Below are 17516 nucleotides of genomic sequence, written 5' to 3'. Positions count from 1 at the left end.
TAACAATGGTTTGATTATTCTGCAGCGTTTTCGTCTTTGAGACCGTATTTTTTGTTGAAACGGTCCACACGTCCGTCTGCTTGTGTGAATTTTTGACGTCCAGTGTAGAATGGATGTGAGTCAGAAGTTACTTCGACACGGATGACTGGGTATGTATTACCGTCTTCCCATTCAACTGTTTCTTGTGAAGTTTTTGTTGAACCTGACAAGAATTTGAAACCAGTTGTAGAATCCAAAAATACGACTGGATGGTAATCTGGATGGATATTTTCTTTCATGCTATTCGCTCCTTTGCCCTGCTTCATTTGCTGAACCAGAGTTGATTTGTCGATTTACAACATTTACATCTTACCATGTTTCCTATAAGCTTGCAATTATCTTTTTAAATTTCTTGTGGGATTTTTTTTGCCAAAAGAAACATCTTGGAAATCTTTAAAAAATTGTTGGTTATTTTTAGTTTTTCGCAAGAAACGGATCAATTGTTCCGTATATTCTAATGAGTCGCCAATCATATGCTTACGGAGTTTCCAGATTTCTTCTAGCTGATCACTATCCATCAATAACTCTTCTTTACGAGTACCTGATTTTTTGATGTCGATGGCAGGGAAAATACGGCGTTCTGATAATTCACGAGATAGTTGTAATTCTAAGTTCCCTGTTCCTTTGAATTCTTCGTAGATGACATCATCCATCCGACTCCCAGTATCAACTAATGCCGTAGCCAAAATCGTTAAGCTACCGCCTTCTTCAATATTTCTGGCAGCGCCAAAGAATTTTTTCGGTTTGTACAATGCTGCAGGATCGATTCCTCCGCTCAATGTACGACCACTTGGTGGTACCACTAGATTATAAGCACGAGCTAAGCGAGTGATACTGTCCATCAAGATGACGACATCCCGTTTATCTTCAACTAAACGCATGGCACGCTCTAAAACCAATTCAGAAACCCGCGTGTGGTTTTGTGGTTGCAGATCAAATGTGGAAGAAACCACATCGCCTTTGACACTACGCTCAAGATCGGTTACTTCTTCAGGTCTTTCGTCGATCAATAGAACGATCAACTCCACTTCTGGATGATTTTCAGTGATCCCATTAGCGATTTCTTTTAAGATGGATGTTTTTCCTGCTTTCGGCGGTGCAACGATCAACCCACGTTGTCCAAAGCCAATCGGCGAGAAAATATCGATCATGCGTGTTGCAATTTGTTGCGGTGTCGTTTCTAAACGAAGTTGCTTCTCCGGATAAAGCGGTGTCAATGCTGGGAAATGCGGGCGCTCTTTCGCATCTTCAGGATCTCTCCCATTGACACTTTCAACGTGCATCAATCCGTAATATCGTTCTGATTCTTTAGGCGGTCTTGCTTTACCAGCTACTTTGTCACCGTTTCTTAAACTGAAGCGACGAATTTGGGAGGCAGAGATATAAATATCTTCGACACTTGGACCATAGTTGATCGGACGCAAAAAACCATAGCCGTCTTGTCCAACGATATCTAAAATCCCCTCCATATAGTAAAAGCCTTGTTTTTCAGCCTGAGCTCGAATAACAGCTAGGGATAATTCCTTTTTGTTCATCTTACTGTAATAAGGAATCTTGAATTCTTTTGCATAACTGTAAACATCTTTTAGTGTTTTGTTTTCCAGTTCGGCCATTGTCAAATAATCGCTCATTCGGCTTCCACTTCCTCCACCATTTTGATACTTGCTCCGATTGCTGTTAATTTCTCGATGATATGATCATAACCACGCAAAATATATTCGACATTATAAATCGTTGTCGTGCCTTCTGCCATCAATCCTGCAATCACTAAACAAGCCCCTGCGCGTAGATCTGAAGCAACAACTTCAGCGCCATGGAGTTTATTCGGCCCATTCAGGATGATCATATTACCTTCTACTGAGATATCAGCACCCATTCGTGCTAATTCAGGAACATGATTCACTCGCTTCGAATAGATCGTATCCACGATCTCAGCAGTTCCAGTAGTCATCAATAATAACGGTGTCAACGGTTGTTGTAAGTCTGTGGCAAAACCTGGATACGGATAAGTCATCACATTCGCGGCTTTTAAATTCTTTGAAGGATAAACTTCGATCTCGTCTTCACTGATTTTCATGCTCACACCGATTTCTTGAAGTTTAGCAATAAAACTTTCAAGATGCTCATAGATCACATTCTTGATTTTTACGCCATTTCCTGCGGCAGCAGCTACAGCCAAATAAGTCCCTGCTTCGATACGGTCAGGAATCATGAAATGGCGGCAGCCATGCAGTTCTTCTACTCCTTCAATACGAATCACGTCAGTACCTGCTCCACGTATCTTGGCACCCATATTGTTCAATAATGTCGCAACATCAATGATTTCAGGTTCACGCGCCGCATTTTCGATTGTCGTCTGTCCATTTGCTTTCACTGCTGCTAACATGATATTGATCGTTGCACCAACAGAAATCACATCCATAAACACACGATTTCCATTAAGCGTTTTGTTTTCTGTTCGTAAGTACATCGCACCATGTTCATTTGTGACTTTTGCTCCTAACGCTTCAAACCCTTTGATATGAAGGTCGATTGGACGCGGACCAAGGTAACAGCCGCCTGGTAGACCAACAACTGCTTCGCCAAATTTAGCTAATAAGGTGCCCATAAAATAGTAAGAAGCACGCAAGCTATTGATCTTCCCACTTGGCATCGGTACTGAAACGACACCACGTGGATCGATTTCTAATACATTGTTTTCAAAACGGACAGTTGCGCCCATGATTTCTAAAATTTCTATCAATGAATGAACATCTTGAATGTCAGGTACACCTTCCAAGATCACAGGAGAATCTGCTAAAATCGCTGCTGGTATCAAGGCAACTGCACTATTTTTAGCACCACTGATCGTTACTTCACCAGTCAATGGACGATTTCCTTCGATGATTATTTTTTTCATTTGTTCCCCACCTTGTTTATTCCTCAAATTTTATACATATGCTTGTATTTTATCATAGATGAAACGAAGAAACGAGTATCGTTCCTTTTATTTAAATAAAAAAAGAGAACAATCGCCGGATCGGCACATTGTTCTCTTCTATCAGTTATCTCGTTCGATCTAACTTTTATCGATTATGCTTTGTTAGCAGAACCGAACCAGTCGATATGAGATTCAGCATCTTTAACGATTGCTGCTTTACCTGGTGCTAATAATTTACGAGGGTCAAATCCTTTACCTTCGCGGTCTTTACCAGCTTCGATATATTCACGAGTTGCTGCAGCAAATGATAATTGGAATTCAGTGTTCACATTTACTTTAGAAATACCCATTGAGATAGCTTTTTCGATTTGATCTTGAGGAATACCAGATCCGCCGTGTAATACTAAAGGTACATCTGAACCTACAGCATCAGCAATTGCTTGTAAGTGATCAAATGCTAATCCGCTCCAGTTTTCTGGATATTGACCGTGGATGTTACCAATACCACATGCTAAGTAGTCAATACCTGTTGCTACCATTTGTTTACATTCTTCGATGTCTGCTAATTCACCTGTTCCGATGATTCCATCTTCTTCTCCACCGATTGAACCAACTTCACACTCAACTGAGATTCCTTTAGCGTGAGCTTTTTCAACAACGTCTCTAGCTAATTTCAAGTTTTCTTCGAATGGTAAATGAGAACCATCGAACATAACTGAAGTATAGCCAACTTCGATACATTCTAATGCAGCATCGTAGTCACCGTGGTCTAAATGGATTGCCACTGGAACAGTGATGTTCATTGATTCAACTAAATTAGTGATCATGTCTTTACATACTTTGTAACCACCCATGTATTTAGCTGCACCCATTGAAGTTTGGATAAGTACTGGTGCTTTTTTAGCTTCAGCTGCTTCTAAGATCGCTTGAGTCCATTCTAAGTTGTTTGTGTTGAACCCGCCGACAGCATAACCGCCTTTACGAGCAGCTTGTAAAAATTCAGCTCCTGATACTACTGGCATAATAAATTCCTCCTAAATTTTGTGAAAACTAAATTTGTTAAGATGATCCTTAACCAACGAACCTATTTTACCAAACATTTCACTAGTTTTCTACTAAAATCAATAAAAATGAAAATTTTCAAGACGCTTTTTTCATTAAATAAATAAAATCCACCGAAATATCGTAGGTAAAAGGTTCTCTATAAACATTTAAAATATTTATTAATAACAATTCTAATAATTTGACACTCGCTGATTTTGACGGATCAATTCCTAGTATTTTTTATTTTGATTCGCGTTCCGTTAACGAAGCACCAACAAATGCTTTGATCAATTTTTGCGGACGGTTTGGACGTGAAATCAATTCTGGATGGAATTGACAACCAACAAAGAATTTCTTATCTGTGATCTCAACGATCTCAACTAAACGATTGTCTGGAGATACACCTGAGAAGACTAAGCCATGTTCTTCAAATTGTTGACGGTATTTATTGTTGAATTCATAGCGATGACGATGACGTTCTTGAACCACTTCTGCCCCATCATAAGCTGTAGCAGTAGTCGTGCCTTTTTTGACTTTACATGGGTAAAGCCCTAAACGTAATGTTCCACCAAGATTTTCAATGTTTTCTTGATCTGCCATCAAGTCGATGATGTTGTTTGCAGTTTCTGGAATCGTTTCTGCTGAAGCAGCGTCTTCTAGACCTACAACGTTACGTGCAAATTCAACACACGCCATTTGCATCCCTAAACAAATTCCTAAGAATGGGACATCATTTTCACGAGCATAACGAATGGCTTCGATTTTCCCTTCGATTCCTCGATCACCAAAACCACCTGGTACTAAGATCCCATCGGCCTCTTTCAATCGTTCATCCACATTTTCACTCGTTAACTCATGGGCTTTTACCCAATCCAATTCGATATCCGCATCAAACGCAAAACCTGAGTGTTTCAATGCTTCAACAACTGAGATATACGCATCAGGTAATTCAACATATTTCCCTACTAAAGCAATGCGAACTTTTTTCTTCAAGTTCAAGACACGATTTTCTAATGCTTTCCATTCGGTCATATCTGCTTCTGGTGTTGAAAGCTTCAAATGATCACAAACGATCCGATCCATTCCTTGTGATTGCAATAATAACGGGATTGAATATAGTGTATCTACGTCTGGTGATTCGATTACTGCTTCTGGTTCAACGTCACAAAATTGTGCCAATTTATTTTTGACATCTTGAGATACTGGTTGCTCTGTGCGCACGACTAAGATGTTTGGTTGGATACCTAATCCACGTAACTCTTTCACGCTATGTTGTGTTGGTTTAGTTTTCATTTCACCAGCCGCTTTTAAATAAGGAATCAACGTTGTATGGATATACATCACGTTATCAGAGCCAACATCAGCTTTCATTTGACGCAATGCTTCTAAGAATGGCAGTGATTCAATATCCCCAACTGTGCCGCCGACCTCTGTAATAATGATATCTGAGTCAGTCATTTTAGCTGCACGCATGATTTTTTCTTTGATTTCATTCGTAATATGCGGAATCACTTGGACAGTTGCGCCTAAGTACTCCCCTTTACGTTCTTTACGCAAGACTTCTGAATAAATTTTTCCTGTCGTCACATTGGAGTATTTGTTCAAGTTGATGTCAATAAAACGTTCGTAGTGGCCTAAGTCCAAATCCGTTTCTGCTCCATCATCTGTAACGAAAACTTCTCCGTGTTGGTATGGACTCATTGTTCCTGGGTCCACGTTGATGTATGGATCAAATTTTTGGATCGTTACTTTCAATCCACGATTTTTCAACAAACGGCCTAAAGATGCTGCTACGATCCCTTTACCAATCGATGAAACCACGCCGCCTGTCACAAAAATGTATTTTGTCATATGTTCAAAAACTCCTTCTTGTTTTATCTGCAGGAAAAGTCTAAGAAAATAAATAAGGCTCCCTATCCTTCTAAAGAATAGGGAGCGTTGATTTCTGTAAACTTCTGACCCTCTAAAAGGGTGCCCAAGGTGTATATTACAAGCTATCTAAACGAAAGTCAAGTATTCAATTACGTTTATACCTACTTGATGGATAAAAGCACTTTCACTGACGTCAATACATTAAGTCCTATGAAACGGAATAAAAATAGTGAAAAAAATATTACTATATATATCGAAATAGTTGGAACAAAAAATCTCATAAACGATCAAATAATCGCTTTATAGGAAAATTTTATTTGGATGTCACCCTTTTTACTCCTTTCCATACTCTATCAAAGCAGGTAATAGGAAAGTTTTCTCAGGATCCACTGCAAGCGAGCCACAAGGCCAAAAATTCACACTCCAGTGATGAAGAAAAAAAGCGTCTGAGACATTAGTCCTCTTGTACCACCTAAAACCGAATAAACGGCAGAAACAGAAGTAACCTCTTTGGAAATAAGGCGCCATCCACAAAAATTTGAAGAACAATTTTCGTGGATGGCGCCTTATTTCTCGAGGCTGAACACTTCTGTCACGACCTCTTCTATACTTTTCTTTGATTTAATGGGATTTTATTAGTAAAGCTCTAAATATTGTTCTCTTTCCCATTCAGAAACGGTTTGTCTAAAGGCAGCCCATTCCAGACGTTTTGCTTCCACAAAGTTTGCAAAGATATGATTGCCTAACGCATCGATCATCACTTTGTCTTTGCGCAATTCTTTAATGGCATTGTGGATCGTTGATGGAAGATCTTGGATTTGCGCTTCTTCACGTTCTTCTTCGTTCATCACGTAGATGTTACGATCAACAGCCGGTGGTGGTGTCAATTCATTACGGATACCATCTAAACCTGCTTGTAGTAAAACAGCCATTGCTAGGTATGGGTTCGCTGCTGGATCGACAGAACGTAATTCTAAACGAGTGGATAAACCACGAGATTCCGGTACACGTACCAATGGCGAACGATTACGTCCACTCCATGCCACGTAAACAGGTGCTTCGTAGCCTGGAACTAAACGTTTATAAGAGTTGACCGTTGGATTGCAGACCGCTGTATACGCGCGCGCATGTTTCAGTAAGCCACCTAAGAAATGATACGCAGTTTGACTTAATTCTAAATCTCCGTCTTTATCGTAAAAGGCATTTCCATCTTCATTGAATAAAGACATATTGCAGTGCATTCCAGAACCGTTGATCCCGAATAATGGTTTTGGCATGAAAGTCGCATGCAAGCCATGTTTACGAGCAATGGTTTTCACGACTAATTTAAACGTTTGGATATTGTCACAAGCATCCACGACATCTGCATATTTGAAGTCGATCTCGTGTTGTCCAGGAGCCACTTCATGGTGAGAAGCCTCCACTTCAAAACCTAAGCTTTCTAATTCCAATACGATATCTCGACGGCAATTTTCGCCTAGATCCGTTGGTGCAAAATCAAAGTAACCACCTTTGTCATTCAACGTCGTAGTGATGCCACCATCTTCATCTAATTTGAACAAGAAGAATTCTGGTTCAGGCCCTAAGTTGAATGAGGTAAAGCCAAGTTTTTTCATATCATTTAATGAACGTTTCAGATTGCCACGAGGGTCACCAGCAAATGGAGTACCATCTGGATTATAAATGTCACAAATCAGGCGCGCCACTTTGCCGTGGTCGCTTTCCCATGGGAAAATCATCCAAGTAGAAAGATCAGGATACAAGTACATATCACTTTCTTCGATTCTGACAAATCCTTCAATCGAAGAACCATCAAACATCATTTTATTCTCAAGTACTTTGTCGATTTGACTCACTGGAACTTCAACATTTTTGATTGTTCCTAATATATCTGTAAACATCAAACGTAAAAAGCGTACGTTCTCATCCTCAATAATTCGTTTAATTTCTTCGCCTGTGATTTGTTTCTTTACCATGGTATCCCTCTTTCTTTTTTTTATTTCATTCAGTCAAAGTATTGACGTTGTTGCAAGCCTTGTGACTGATAATGTCCTGTTTTGGCTAACCCACCTTGAGCTAATATCTCATCACGGAAAATTTGACGAACGTCGTGATCGGTCAGCGGTTTTTTACTTTTTTCTTCTTGTTTTTTCGCCTGTGCCATTTCATAGACACGTTTGATTCCAGCCATATTCAATCCTTCTGAAAGATAATCCTTGATTTCTAATAGAATATCGATATCATTCAATGAATACATGCGTCGATTTCCTTCACTTCGCTCGGGATGAACAAATTCCTGTTCTTCATAATACCTGATTTGTCGAGCAGTCAAGTCTGTTAGTTTCATAACTGTACCAATTGGAAATACTGACATTGAACGACGTAATTCCTTTTCTCCCATCTGACGTCTCCTTTCGTCCTATCAATTGAATAAAGTATACCAATCACAAAAAAGACTGTCAACCTCCCATGTTAGGTTTTCTTACATAAGGAGCAGTTTTTTTTATAAAAAAACTTGATCCACTTCTATATGAAGTCGATCAAGCTCGTTTTTTCTTATTATTTCATTTTTAAAATAACTCATCTTTTTTTAGCCATTTTGAATTTTTATTCGCAAACCCACGTACTTCATAGCTATTTTGTTCTTCAATGAAGTGTTCATCTAATACAAGTGTCTGCCGTCTCAACTCACTTAATGTTTGTCCTTGATCACTCGGCACAATTTTCGTATAAGGAAGCATCAACTCCATCAATTGCCGTTTGACGGCCTCGATCAAGCGTTCTTTCCCCTCTTGTGTCTGAGCAGAAATCAAGACATTCGGAAATAAAGTCGGTGTAAATCCTGCTGTGTCGATCTGGTCTGATTTATTATAGACAGTCAATACAGGCATTTCTTTCATATCTAACTCGTCCATCAACTTTAAAACTGTTTGTTCTTGCAAGATTCGATCAGAAGAACTTGCATCGACAACATGAAGCAAGAGATCCATCCCTTGACTTTCTTCAAGGGTTGAATGGAACGCATCAATCAACTGGGTGGGCAGATCTTGGATAAAACCAACGGTATCCGTTACAGTCAATTCGAATCCTTCCGCAAAACGCCATTTTTTCGTCAGCGGATCAAGGGTGGCAAATAGTTGATCTTTCGCATATGATTCAGCTTGCGTCAATAAATTAAGGATTGTTGATTTACCCGCATTTGTGTAACCGATCAAACCAATTTGAAACACTTCGCTACTTTGTCTTTTTTGCCGATTACGTTCTCGATGGGCCTCCACTGCTTTTAGCTCTCTTTTTACGCCTAAGATCTTGTTGCGGATATGCCGACGATCCGTTTCCAGTTTCGTTTCTCCTGGTCCCCTTGTACCGATCCCACCACCAAGACGAGAAAGCGACTCACCTTGTCCAGCGAGACGAGGTAGTAGGTATTGCAATTGCGCCAATTCGACTTGCAGTTTCCCTTCTTTAGATCGCGCACGCATCGCAAAGATATCCAAGATCAATTGGACTCGATCAATGACCGGCGCCCCTACCGCATCGGTAATCAGCTGACTTTGACGCGGAGTCAATTCGTGGTTGAATATGACAAGATCTGCCTCATAAGCATCTGCTAATTGGGTCAATTCTTGAAGCTTTCCTTTACCGATCAACGTTTGACGATCCACTTGCGGTCGTTTTTGCGTGAGTCTATATACGACTTCACCAGCTGCTGTATCGATCAATTGTTCCAATTCTTTCATTGATTCAGCAAAATATCGCTGATTTTCTTCCGTTTCTACACCAACAATGATTACTTTTTCTTTTGCTTCTCTCATGTTCCCACCTCTTTCAGCCAACCTTCGATGGCATTTTCGATCTCTGCTAGATCTGTCGGTTTTTTCAAGAGATCGAACCAATGCGCCGTCAAACGATTACGAAACCAAGTCAGTTGTCGTTTGGCATAGCGCCGAGAGTTCAATTTGATTTGTTCGACTGCCTCATCTAGAGTGATGTTTTCTTCAAAATAAGGAAAGAATTCTTTATAGCCGATCCCTTGACTGGCTTGAACCGCCCCTAATTCATAGACCTTTCTTGCTTCTGCAATCAATCCCTCTGTGAGCATTTGATCCACTCGTTGGTTGATTCTACTATAAAGGAACTCACGCTCCGTATCCAGACCGATCATATAATAATCATACAAGCACTCAGGTCTATCTTTCGGTGCCATGATACTATAGCCTGTTGTCTCAAATACTTCTAATGCGCGAATCACTTTTCGCTGATTATTCCAATGGATTTTCCCCGCTGCAAGCGGATCGCGTTCATTCAAATAAGCCCAAAGTTTTTCTTTTCCTAGTTCTTCAGCCATTTTTTCATATTTCTCTCGAACAGTAGCATCCGTTTCTTCATTTGCTCCTAATTGAAAATCGTACAATAACGATTGAATATATAAACCGGTGCCACCAACGATGATCGGCAAATGTCCTCTTTCGGTGATTTCCTTGATCAACTTGCGACCTGCCTGTTGAAAATCCGCTGCCGAATACTGCTGGTCTGGCTCGATCACATCAATCAAATGATGAGGAATCCCCATCATTTCAGTTGGCTTGATTTTTGCCGTACCGATATCCAGATGTTTATAAATTTGTAAGGAATCTCCACTGATGATCTCGCCGTTGAATTTTTGGGCAAGTGTCACACTTAACGCTGTTTTACCAACTGCTGTGGGTCCTACGATCACTAATACTTTTTCCATATGGCTCCTACTTTTTCATTAATTGTTTAACATACCAAGCACGTTCAGGAAAGTCTGTGATGAGTGCATCCACAGGTTCCTTTAATCCTCTTTCAAGCTCTTCTGTCGTATTGACTGTCCAAAGACGAATACGCTTTGGAAACTCCTGTATTTCCTGAGGATGCGCAAATGCCCAAGTTGCTTTAGGGTGAAGACCTTCAATAAAAGGTAAGGTCTTAGCTAGATCTAATTTTTTCATTGAATCACTCATTAAAAGATCCAGTTGTGCGTCTGGTTCGATGACGGATAAACGTTCTAAGGAACGAAGGTTGAAACTACAATAAGCATGACGAAACGGCCACTCATTTTTTGTCATAAGTTCAGATACTTGTGCTTCGATCCCTTCATACTCATACTTGTCCGTTTTGATTTCGATCATCAATGTTCCTCGATAATTTTTTTGGAGAAGTAGCGAGAGTACTTCTTTTAGCGCAGGGATTTTCGCTGCTGGGAAATCTTTACTAAACCAACTGCCTGCATTCAATTTTTTCAGCTCTTCGAGAGTCTTTTCTCGAACAAGGCCTTTTCCATTGGTTGTTCGATCAACGGTTTCATCATGGATAACAATCAGTTGACCGTCCTTACTAAGATGGACATCTAGCTCGATCCCATCCACCCCCACTCTTACTGCTTCAGAAAAGGCGGGCAATGTATTTTCCGGATGGGTTCCTTTACTTCCTCGATGTGCATAAATCTGTACCATAGTCCTCACTCCGATCATCCCTATTTTACCACAGGAACAAAAAAGAAAAAGCTTGGACTCATTGTAAGTGCCCAAACTTTTACTTTATCAAAATGTTTAGTTTCTCTTATCCTTGAGTAAACAATATGTTTTGTTTAGCTCCACACATCATCTTTTGAGAAAAAGCCGATTGGTTGTCTCGTTGTATTTTTCAACTGGGATTTTTTCTCATTGATCATTGCGGTCAAATTATCTGTGAAATTTTCCAAAATGACACGCCCACCTTTGTAAGCATAGCCGCCGATCTTCATCGTTTCATCCGGTGAAAGAATCACTTTGCGATGAGCGATATTTTGGAATAATTCATCTAAAATGTAATTTGGTAAATAAAAATTATTTTGTGCAGAAAATGATTGCAAATACGCAAAGTCATCGATTGTGATATAACAATCGTCAAAAGCATCAAAGCTGACATATTCTTCCAACAAGCTCGCACGCTTTTGGAGAATCTCATTGATTTTTTTATTTAATTGATTCAATGTTTCGATTTCTTTGACTTTCAGTTCCAATTCGCGTCTACGTTGCTCTTTATTCTCAAGATGACGCATTTGGATCGCCATCCCTAAGTAGACTAAGATTGCTCCTACTAATACACCGATAAAACCTGTGATAGCAATTACCAATTACGGTTCCTCCTTCTTATTGATTTCTTTTTTATCATAACATAAACTCACTTTATGAGACTAGCTCTCGGAAAGTTTTTTCATTTGACCTTTATTGACCAAAAATGTATACTACTTTGTAGGTAATCAAAATCAATTTATGTTACACTATTTCTAAACAAATCAAGGAGGAACCTTATTATGAATTTAATTCCTACAGTTATTGAACAATCCTCACGTGGGGAAAGAGCCTACGATATTTACTCACGTTTATTGAAAGACCGCATCATCATGTTGAGTGGACAAGTAACAGATGATTTAGCAAACTCAATCATCGCACAATTGCTATTTCTAGATGCACAAGATTCTGAAAAAGACATTTACATCTATATCAACTCACCTGGTGGTTCTGTGACTGCTGGAATGGCCATCTATGACACAATGAATTTTGTCAAAGCAGATGTCCAAACAATCGTTATGGGGATGGCTGCTTCAATGGGAAGTTTCTTATTGACTGCCGGAACAAAAGGAAAACGATTTGCTTTACCAAATGCTGAAATCATGATCCACCAACCACTTGGTGGCGCACAAGGACAAGCAACAGAAATCGAAATCGCTGCACGTCATATCTTACAAACCCGCGAACGTTTGAATAAAATCTTAGCGGAACGTACTGGTCAACCAATCGAAGTGATTGAAAAAGACACAGATCGTGACAACTATATGACTGCTGAACAAGCCAAAGCATATGGCTTGATCGATGAAGTCATGGAAAACAGTGCTTCATTAAGCTAATCAACCTATCAAGATCAAAAAAGAAGGCCTTCATCCTTGGATGACAGACCTTCTTTTTTTGCTGTAAAAACATGTGTTAAAACTATTGTTGCCATTCTTTGAAGAATCCATCTGCATGTTTTTGTCCCATTTCGATATAATGTGTGATATTCTGTTTATTTTTTTGGATTTCTTCTTCTGTTAACGGACGGATTACCTTGGCTGGTCGACCAAAAGCTAAAACATTCGGTGGGATGATTTTTCCTTCTGTCACAAGTGAGCCTGCTCCGATCAAACTATTCTCACCGATGACTGCATGGTTCAAAACAGTCGCTCCCATACCGATCAACGCACCCTTTTCGATTTTACAACCATGCAGCATACATTGGTGTCCGACTGTGACATTTTCAGCGATCTCAACTGGTGCATCATGATCAACGTGTATGACTGTTCCGTCTTGTATATTGGTTCCTTTGCCGATCTTGATCCAATTGCTGTCGCCACGAACCACTGCTTGGTACCAAACTGTGACATCTTCTCCTAATTCTACATCACCGATAACCGTCGCATTATCTGCTATAAACCTTGCCATCTTTTTCCCTCTTTTCATTTATTGAAGAAAAAAGGTCCTAGAAGGCTGTTCGCCCCTAGAAACCTCTTGTCATTATTCCGCTGCTTCAGCAAATTGGCTGTTATAAAGTTTCTCATAGAAACCGCCTTTTGCTAATAAACTTTCATGTGTTCCTTTTTCAATGATTTGACCTTGATCCATCACTAAGATCAGATCGGCTTCACGGATCGTTGATAGACGGTGAGCGATCACAAAACTCGTTCGTCCTTCCATCACTTTATCCATTGCTTTTTGGATCAACGCTTCAAGTCTTGTATCAACGGAACTAGTCGCCTCATCCAGAATCAATATCTTCGGATCGGAAACAACCGCACGAGCAATCGTCAGCAATTGTTTTTGTCCCAACGAGACATTATCTCCTTCTGAATTGATCTCCATTTCATAACCATCAGGCATCGTTCGGATAAAATGATCGACATTCGCTGTTTTCGCTGCATCAACGATCTCATAATCCGTTGCATCTAATTTACCAAAACGAATGTTGTCGGCAATCGTTCCCTCGTACAACCAAGCATCTTGCAGTACCATCCCAAACATGGAACGAACATCACTTCGGCTCATCGCTTTCGTATCAATACCATCAATTTTGATCGCGCCATGCGTCACATCATAAAAACGCATCAATAAGTTGATCAATGTTGTTTTCCCAGCGCCCGTCGGTCCGACAACTGCCACCATTTGTCCAGCTTTCACCTCAAAGTTCAAGTCTTGGATCAAAGGTTTCTTCGGATCATAAGCAAAATCGACATGTTCAAACGAAACATTTCCATGGATCGTTTCTGGCAAAGGAACATCGGTCTTGTTTTCTTTTTCCTCAGGTTCATCTAAAATCTCAAATACCCGTTTCGTGGCTGCGGATGCACTTTGCAATACGGAGGATAATTGCGTCACATTACCCATTGGTTGGCTGATTTGCCAAATATATTGGATAAAGGCTTGTAATTGCCCAACCACAATGACTCCAGAAATTACATAAAAGCTTCCTAAAACTGCCATACCGATATACGTAGCGTAGGCAGTTAATTGTACTAACGGCATCATCAATCCAGAAATAAAGGCTGCTCGAAACCCAAAATGTTTCAAGCTATGGTTGACCTTATGAAATCCTTCAAATGTTTCTTTCTCACGACCGTATACTTTTAACACACTGAATCCAGTCATGTTTTCCTGAACATAGCCATTTAATTCACCTAAAGAATTTTGCATTTCTTGGAAATATTTTTGAGAAGCATTGATCACTCGTTTAGATATCCAAATTGACGCTGGAATCATGATCATTGAAATCAACGCCATGACCGGTTGGATATAAAACATCATCGCTGCTGCCATCGTGATGCCCAAAATAGCATTGACAATACCGATAAAGGCTTGTTGCAAGGCGCCACTAACTGCATCTACATCATTCGTTACACGAGATAAAATATTTCCTTGTTGATTTTTATCGAAATAAGAAACCGGCAAACGATTGATTTTTTCTTCAATATCTCTACGCAAGTCTTTCATGGCACTCTGAACAACATTTGTCATCAATACCCCAGAAAGCAATTGAGAAATACTATAACCGGTACCAACCACCGCGATCCAAATCAAACAGTTGATGATATAAGAAAAATTGATTGCCTCATTATTCACTAGATTTTTGCTGATTTCTGTTGTTGGAAGCCCGACGACATAAGGCAATGCCGCATTGAAAGCCACCGTTAAAAATGTAAATAGTAGCACTAAGATAAACGTCAATCGGTAAGGACGGATATAGCGAGCTAAACGTTTAAAAGAAGCGAAGGTTTTTTTCATGCTAGTTCCTCCTTCGATAATTGAGAAGCGGCAATGTCGTAATAAATCGGACAATTTTCTAGTAGTTCACGATGCGTGCCCATACCTACTACTTCTCCTTCATTTAATACGATGATCTTATCGGCGTGCATGATAGTACCCACACGTTGGGCAACAATCAATACGGTTGATTCAGTTGTTTCTTTTTTCAATCTTGCACGAAGTTTTGCATCCGTTTGATAATCAAGTGCTGAAAAACTATCATCGAAAATATAGATTTCTGGTCGGCGGATGATTGCCCGAGCAATGGCTAACCTTTGTTTCTGCCCACCTGAGAAGTTTGCGCCACCTTCAGAAAGATGTTCATCATAACCGTCCGCTTTTTTAGAAATAAAATCAGTCGCCTGCGCAATATCAGCCGCACGTTCCATTTCCTCTTGCGTTGCATCTTCTTTTCCGTATCTCAAGTTTTCAGCGATCGTCCCAGTAAACAATAGTGCTTTCTGTGGAATAAACCCGATTTTTTGTCTTAGTTTACTCAACTTGTACTTACGCACATCTACACCGTCAATCAGGATCTCACCATGAGTAACATCATAAAAACGTGGAATCAATTGGATCAATGTAGACTTCCCACTACCTGTACTACCAATAAATGCCACTGTTTCGCCAGGTGAAGCAGTAAAGCTGACGTTACGGATCACTGGTTCTTGCGAATGTCCAGGGTAAGCGAAGGTCACATTTTTAAATTCAATGTAGCCTTTCGTTTTTGTTTCCGCTATGCCATTTGGATCTTCAACAATAGCAGGCGTAGCATTTAAAGCTTCTTGGATACGACTAGCAGAGACTGCTGCTCGCGGATACATCATAAACACACTCGCAAACAACATAAATGAAAACAACGCGTGGAAAATATATTCAATAAAAGCAATTAGATTCCCTACTTGCAACTGTCCATCTGCAATTTGTAGCGTACCACTCCAAATAATCAAAATCATCACGATATTGAATAAAAAGAAAAAGCCAGGTTGGGCAACTGCCATTAAGCGAAAGAGACTTTTAGAACTTGAAGCATAGTTCTCGTTGACTTTTTCAAATCTTTTTTCTTCGAATTTTTCATTTACAAACGCGCGGATAACGCGTAGACCTGATAGGTTTTCACGTAAGATACTATTGATTCTGTCTAAATTCTTTTGTTGGATTTTTGATAAAGGTTCAGAAAATTTAGCAATCCCAACAACAGCTAATAATAAGAATGGTAATGCACCAATCACGTATAAACCAAGAGATGGACTTGTTCGCATAACCATATACAAACTAACAACAAACATCATCGGTGCCATAAAACCGATTCTTAAAATATTTTGTAGAAACAACATGATTTGATACGCATCATTGGTCGTACGAGTGATCAATGATGATACGCCTAGTGTTTCATACTCTTGATGTGAATACGTTTGGATATGTTTGAACAGATCATCACGAATGTCTGCAACGATATTCGTCGTGATCCTTGACCCAAAATAACCTAAAAATATATTCATTATGATCCCGATCACAGTGATCACGATCATCAATAGTCCTTGTTGTTTCACATAGTCAAAATCATCGTTGAGGATTCCAACATCGATCATGCGTGCTAAAATAGTTGGTAGACCTAGTTCGATCAGAATAAAGCCGAACACACAAATAAAATTCAACACCAAATATTTTTTGTAGCGCATGGTGTAATGCCACATTAACTTCACTTTATCATCTCCTTTAAATATTCTATCTTGCCATTACTTTCAATAGTAGCACAATCTACTACTTTATAGAACACTACATTTTTTAAAAAGAAATTTTTCTGAAAAATATTTTCTCTTCGTACGTTTTTTCATTTTACAGTGACCGTTTTCTATACTTATCTCTTGATTTATGCTAGAATAGCAATTAACTATTGTATGTTTCATACAGAGGATCCGAGTAAAAAATATTCCAATTGGATAAGCAAATGCGAGGCTTGTCTCTTTAAGGAGAATCAAGTATTTTTCTTAAAGTATAAAAAAACACAGGTGGCTTGTCCCCTCGTTTTGTGTTGTCCAAAAAATACGCTAAATTACTGCTTTAAGCAGATAAAGGAGACATAAACCATGATTTACAAAGTTTATTATCAAGAGTCAAAAATCCGTAACCCAAAACGTGAAGAAACACAATCGCTATACATCGAAGCAAACAGCGATGTTGAAGCACGCCAACGAGTGGAAGAAAATACCCCATACAATATCGAATTCGTACAACTTCTAGAAGGTAACCATCTAGAATACGAAAAAGAAAACCCAGCATTCACATTAGTGGAGTTTTAA

General features: G+C 39.5%; 16 protein-coding genes. 2 read left to right on the top strand and 14 right to left on the bottom strand.

What is annotated here, in order from left to right; all coding sequences use genetic code 11:
* Positions 1 to 14: 14 nt before the first annotated feature.
* The 11 genes from IGJ95_RS03960 to IGJ95_RS03910 form a co-directional block, all read right to left on the bottom strand.
* Positions 15 to 278 carry a type B 50S ribosomal protein L31 gene (locus IGJ95_RS03960; RefSeq protein WP_010736059.1) on the bottom strand — a complete coding sequence of 88 codons (264 nt, stop codon included), beginning with the start codon at positions 276 to 278 and terminating at the stop codon, positions 15 to 17.
* Between the two features lie 96 nt (positions 279 to 374).
* Positions 375 to 1670: a transcription termination factor Rho gene (gene rho / locus IGJ95_RS03955; RefSeq protein ID WP_010736060.1), complete on the bottom strand. Its 1296-nt coding sequence runs from the start codon at positions 1668 to 1670 to the stop codon at positions 375 to 377.
* Positions 1667 to 2938 (bottom strand): UDP-N-acetylglucosamine 1-carboxyvinyltransferase, encoded by a 1272-nt coding sequence (locus IGJ95_RS03950; RefSeq protein WP_137072045.1) that lies wholly within the window; start codon positions 2936 to 2938, stop codon positions 1667 to 1669. The genes rho and IGJ95_RS03950 overlap by 4 nt, the downstream gene beginning before the upstream one ends.
* A gap of 173 nt (positions 2939 to 3111) precedes the next feature.
* Positions 3112 to 3981: a class II fructose-bisphosphate aldolase gene (locus IGJ95_RS03945; RefSeq protein ID WP_010736062.1), complete on the bottom strand. Its 870-nt coding sequence runs from the start codon at positions 3979 to 3981 to the stop codon at positions 3112 to 3114.
* Positions 3982 to 4243: 262 nt separating this feature from the next.
* Positions 4244 to 5854 carry a CTP synthase gene (locus tag IGJ95_RS03940; RefSeq protein ID WP_010736063.1) on the bottom strand — a complete coding sequence of 537 codons (1611 nt, stop codon included), beginning with the start codon at positions 5852 to 5854 and terminating at the stop codon, positions 4244 to 4246.
* A gap of 656 nt (positions 5855 to 6510) precedes the next feature.
* Complete coding sequence (gene glnA, locus IGJ95_RS03935) at positions 6511 to 7851, bottom strand: type I glutamate--ammonia ligase (RefSeq protein ID WP_010736064.1); 1341 nt, start codon at positions 7849 to 7851, stop codon at positions 6511 to 6513.
* A gap of 29 nt (positions 7852 to 7880) precedes the next feature.
* Positions 7881 to 8276 carry a MerR family transcriptional regulator gene (locus tag IGJ95_RS03930; protein ID WP_010736065.1) on the bottom strand — a complete coding sequence of 132 codons (396 nt, stop codon included), beginning with the start codon at positions 8274 to 8276 and terminating at the stop codon, positions 7881 to 7883.
* Between the two features lie 169 nt (positions 8277 to 8445).
* Positions 8446 to 9690 carry a GTPase HflX gene (gene hflX / locus IGJ95_RS03925; RefSeq protein ID WP_010736066.1) on the bottom strand — a complete coding sequence of 415 codons (1245 nt, stop codon included), beginning with the start codon at positions 9688 to 9690 and terminating at the stop codon, positions 8446 to 8448.
* Entirely contained in the window at positions 9687 to 10610 is a 924-nt protein-coding gene (gene miaA, locus IGJ95_RS03920) for a tRNA (adenosine(37)-N6)-dimethylallyltransferase MiaA (protein WP_010736067.1), read from the bottom strand. The genes hflX and miaA overlap by 4 nt, the downstream gene beginning before the upstream one ends.
* A gap of 7 nt (positions 10611 to 10617) precedes the next feature.
* Entirely contained in the window at positions 10618 to 11352 is a 735-nt protein-coding gene (locus IGJ95_RS03915; RefSeq protein ID WP_010736068.1) for a glycerophosphodiester phosphodiesterase, read from the bottom strand.
* A 134-nt stretch (positions 11353 to 11486) separates the two neighbouring features.
* Positions 11487 to 11951, bottom strand: coding sequence for a hypothetical protein (locus tag IGJ95_RS03910; protein ID WP_371740687.1), 465 nt, complete (start codon positions 11949 to 11951; stop codon positions 11487 to 11489).
* A 243-nt stretch (positions 11952 to 12194) separates the two neighbouring features.
* On the opposite strand from IGJ95_RS03910, the gene clpP reads away from it, so the two are divergent.
* Positions 12195 to 12788 (top strand): ATP-dependent Clp endopeptidase proteolytic subunit ClpP, encoded by a 594-nt coding sequence (gene clpP, locus IGJ95_RS03905; protein ID WP_010736070.1) that lies wholly within the window; start codon positions 12195 to 12197, stop codon positions 12786 to 12788.
* An 82-nt stretch (positions 12789 to 12870) separates the two neighbouring features.
* Here clpP and IGJ95_RS03900 read toward each other — a convergent pair whose 3' ends face one another.
* The 3 genes from IGJ95_RS03900 to efrA all read right to left on the bottom strand — a co-directional run bounded on the left by IGJ95_RS03900 (position 12871) and on the right by efrA (position 16919).
* Positions 12871 to 13359, bottom strand: coding sequence for a gamma carbonic anhydrase family protein (locus IGJ95_RS03900; protein ID WP_010736071.1), 489 nt, complete (start codon positions 13357 to 13359; stop codon positions 12871 to 12873).
* A gap of 72 nt (positions 13360 to 13431) precedes the next feature.
* Positions 13432 to 15192 carry a multidrug efflux ABC transporter subunit EfrB gene (gene efrB, locus IGJ95_RS03895; RefSeq protein ID WP_062805557.1) on the bottom strand — a complete coding sequence of 587 codons (1761 nt, stop codon included), beginning with the start codon at positions 15190 to 15192 and terminating at the stop codon, positions 13432 to 13434.
* The gene (gene efrA, locus IGJ95_RS03890) at positions 15189 to 16919 is read right to left on the bottom strand and encodes a multidrug efflux ABC transporter subunit EfrA (protein ID WP_010736073.1); all 1731 of its coding nucleotides are present in this window, start codon (positions 16917 to 16919) and stop codon (positions 15189 to 15191) included. The genes efrB and efrA overlap by 4 nt, the downstream gene beginning before the upstream one ends.
* 384 nt (positions 16920 to 17303) lie before the next feature.
* Here efrA and IGJ95_RS03885 point away from each other — a divergent pair, with 384 nt between their 5' ends.
* Positions 17304 to 17516, top strand: coding sequence for a DNA-directed RNA polymerase subunit epsilon (locus IGJ95_RS03885; protein ID WP_010736074.1), 213 nt, complete (start codon positions 17304 to 17306; stop codon positions 17514 to 17516).

The organism is Enterococcus sp. AZ156, assembly GCF_051714165.1.
Lineage (GTDB): Bacteria > Bacillota > Bacilli > Lactobacillales > Enterococcaceae > Enterococcus_B > Enterococcus_B pernyi.
Note: the sequence above shows the minus strand (reverse complement) of the source record. Positions and strands in the feature narration are given on the sequence as shown.

Coding starts and splice junctions, on each gene's coding strand:
- IGJ95_RS03960 (WP_010736059.1), bottom strand. CDS start 278: ATGAAAGAAAATATCCATCCAGATTACCATCCAGTCGTATTTTTGGAT.
- rho (WP_010736060.1), bottom strand. CDS start 1,670: ATGAGCGATTATTTGACAATGGCCGAACTGGAAAACAAAACACTAAAA.
- IGJ95_RS03950 (WP_137072045.1), bottom strand. CDS start 2,938: ATGAAAAAAATAATCATCGAAGGAAATCGTCCATTGACTGGTGAAGTA.
- IGJ95_RS03945 (WP_010736062.1), bottom strand. CDS start 3,981: ATGCCAGTAGTATCAGGAGCTGAATTTTTACAAGCTGCTCGTAAAGGC.
- IGJ95_RS03940 (WP_010736063.1), bottom strand. CDS start 5,854: ATGACAAAATACATTTTTGTGACAGGCGGCGTGGTTTCATCGATTGGT.
- glnA (WP_010736064.1), bottom strand. CDS start 7,851: ATGGTAAAGAAACAAATCACAGGCGAAGAAATTAAACGAATTATTGAG.
- IGJ95_RS03930 (WP_010736065.1), bottom strand. CDS start 8,276: ATGGGAGAAAAGGAATTACGTCGTTCAATGTCAGTATTTCCAATTGGT.
- hflX (WP_010736066.1), bottom strand. CDS start 9,690: ATGAGAGAAGCAAAAGAAAAAGTAATCATTGTTGGTGTAGAAACGGAA.
- miaA (WP_010736067.1), bottom strand. CDS start 10,610: ATGGAAAAAGTATTAGTGATCGTAGGACCCACAGCAGTTGGTAAAACA.
- IGJ95_RS03915 (WP_010736068.1), bottom strand. CDS start 11,352: ATGGTACAGATTTATGCACATCGAGGAAGTAAAGGAACCCATCCGGAA.
- IGJ95_RS03910 (WP_371740687.1), bottom strand. CDS start 11,951: ATGGCGATCCAAATGCGTCATCTTGAGAATAAAGAGCAACGTAGACGC.
- clpP (WP_010736070.1), top strand. CDS start 12,195: ATGAATTTAATTCCTACAGTTATTGAACAATCCTCACGTGGGGAAAGA.
- IGJ95_RS03900 (WP_010736071.1), bottom strand. CDS start 13,359: ATGGCAAGGTTTATAGCAGATAATGCGACGGTTATCGGTGATGTAGAA.
- efrB (WP_062805557.1), bottom strand. CDS start 15,192: ATGAAAAAAACCTTCGCTTCTTTTAAACGTTTAGCTCGCTATATCCGT.
- IGJ95_RS03885 (WP_010736074.1), top strand. CDS start 17,304: ATGATTTACAAAGTTTATTATCAAGAGTCAAAAATCCGTAACCCAAAA.